The sequence below is a fragment of the Bacillus sp. CH30_1T genome (genome assembly GCF_008364765.1).
Classification (GTDB): domain Bacteria; phylum Bacillota; class Bacilli; order Bacillales; family Bacillaceae_B; genus Rossellomorea.
In genome coordinates this window covers 1-1846 of sequence record NZ_VTUY01000028.1, presented here as the reverse complement: position 1 = coordinate 1846, position 1846 = coordinate 1, and the positions used below count along the sequence as shown (strand labels likewise).

9 tRNA genes and 3 rRNA genes are annotated in these 1846 nt (G+C 47.6%); all 12 read left to right on the top strand.

Features of this window, described 5'->3' with window-relative positions:
* A 23S ribosomal RNA gene (locus F0342_RS24530) occupies nucleotides 1-255 on the top strand; the annotation flags it as partial.
* 102 nt (nucleotides 256-357) lie between these two features.
* Nucleotides 358-474 (top strand): 5S ribosomal RNA (gene rrf / locus F0342_RS24525).
* 14 nt (nucleotides 475-488) lie between these two features.
* Nucleotides 489-564 (top strand) — tRNA-Val (locus F0342_RS24520).
* Nucleotides 565-649: 85 nt separating this feature from the next.
* Nucleotides 650-725, top strand: a tRNA-Thr gene (locus F0342_RS24515).
* A gap of 31 nt (nucleotides 726-756) precedes the next feature.
* Nucleotides 757-832, top strand: a tRNA-Lys gene (locus F0342_RS24510).
* Between the two features lie 54 nt (nucleotides 833-886).
* Nucleotides 887-971 (top strand) — tRNA-Leu (locus F0342_RS24505).
* A gap of 9 nt (nucleotides 972-980) precedes the next feature.
* A tRNA-Gly gene (locus F0342_RS24500) sits at nucleotides 981-1055 on the top strand.
* 9 nt (nucleotides 1056-1064) lie between these two features.
* Nucleotides 1065-1153 (top strand) — tRNA-Leu (locus F0342_RS24495).
* A gap of 100 nt (nucleotides 1154-1253) precedes the next feature.
* Nucleotides 1254-1330, top strand: a tRNA-Arg gene (locus tag F0342_RS24490).
* A 7-nt stretch (nucleotides 1331-1337) separates the two neighbouring features.
* Nucleotides 1338-1414 (top strand) — tRNA-Pro (locus tag F0342_RS24485).
* 8 nt (nucleotides 1415-1422) lie between these two features.
* A tRNA-Ala gene (locus F0342_RS24480) sits at nucleotides 1423-1498 on the top strand.
* A gap of 164 nt (nucleotides 1499-1662) precedes the next feature.
* Nucleotides 1663-1846 (top strand): 16S ribosomal RNA (locus tag F0342_RS24475); the annotation flags it as partial.

Genomic DNA, 1846 nt, shown 5'->3' with positions numbered 1-1846 from the left:
GCTGTCCTTAGTACGAGAGGACCGGGATGGACGCACCGCTGGTGTACCAGTTGTCTTGCCAAAGGCATCGCTGGGTAGCTATGTGCGGAAGGGATAAGTGCTGAAAGCATCTAAGCATGAAGCCCCCCTCGAGATGAGATTTCCCATCACGTATGTGAGTAAGATCCCTAGAAGATGACTAGGTAGATAGGTCAGAGATGGAAGCATGGCGACATGTGGAGTTGACTGATACTAATCGATCGAGGACTTAACCACAAAGAGTCATTTTTAAATGAACAATAATTGGTCGGTATTCGGCTTTCTTGACATCAATTCTTTATCTAGTTTTGAAGGAACAATCCTTCAATTAAATATTCGTCTGGTGACAATGGCGAAGAGGTCACACCCGTTCCCATGCCGAACACGGAAGTTAAGCTCTTCAGCGCCGATGGTAGTTGGGGGATCTCCCCCTGTGAGAGTAGGACGTCGCCAGGCGATATATATATTACGGAGGATTAGCTCAGCTGGGAGAGCATCTGCCTTACAAGCAGAGGGTCGGCGGTTCGATCCCGTCATCCTCCACCAATGATATTTGCGCCAGCAAAATATCTTTCCTTGAACTGCTTCTGTGAAGTAACTTTCCATTAAGACTTCATATGAAAGTGAATATGCCGGTGTAGCTCAACTGGTAGAGCAACTGACTTGTAATCAGTAGGTTGGGGGTTCAAGTCCTCTTGCCGGCACCATTGGTTTTTTTATTTTGTCTCATTTTATTGAGAGCCATTAGCTCAGTTGGTAGAGCATCTGACTTTTAATCAGAGGGTCGAAGGTTCGAGTCCTTCATGGCTCACCATTGATTTTTGCATAATCAATATATTTTATCGTTTTTGTGACAGCAAAACACCATGCGGGTGTGGCGGAATTGGCAGACGCACCAGACTTAGGATCTGGCGCCGCAAGGCGTGGGGGTTCAAGTCCCTTCACCCGCACCATTATATTTGGCGGAAGTAGTTCAGTGGTAGAACACCACCTTGCCAAGGTGGGGGTCGCGGGTTCGAATCCCGTCTTCCGCTCCAGAAAATTTTGCCGGGGTGGCGGAACTGGCAGACGCACAGGACTTAAAATCCTGCGGTAGGTGACTACCGTACCGGTTCGATTCCGGTCCTCGGCACCAAGATTTTTTGCGGCAGCAAAATAATCTTCATTGATTCGCGTGAGCAAAATAATCTTCCATAACATGCGACAGCAAATAACTGTCATTATAGAATCATTTAGCGCCCGTAGCTCAATTGGATAGAGCGTTTGACTACGGATCAAAAGGTTAGGGGTTCGACTCCTCTCGGGCGCGCCATATAGATCGGGAAGTAGCTCAGCTTGGTAGAGCACTTGGTTTGGGACCAAGGGGTCGCAGGTTCGAATCCTGTCTTCCCGACCACTTTTTATGGGGCCTTAGCTCAGCTGGGAGAGCGCCTGCTTTGCACGCAGGAGGTCAGCGGTTCGATCCCGCTAGGCTCCACCAATAATATTTTCAAAAAAATCATTGACACTGTTTGGGTGAAAATGATATGATTATCTAGTCGCTTCAAACAGAAGCACTTACACATTGAACCTTGAAAACTGAACAAAACAAGACAATACGTCAACGTTAATTCTAGATTTATTTTTAAAGAGCTATTCAAACTTTTATCGGAGAGTTTGATCCTGGCTCAGGACGAACGCTGGCGGCGTGCCTAATACATGCAAGTCGAGCGGATTGATGGGAGCTTGCTCCCATCAATCAGCGGCGGACGGGTGAGTAACACGTGGGTAACCTGCCTGTAAGACTGGGATAACTCCGGGAAACCGGGGCTAATACCGGATAACTCAT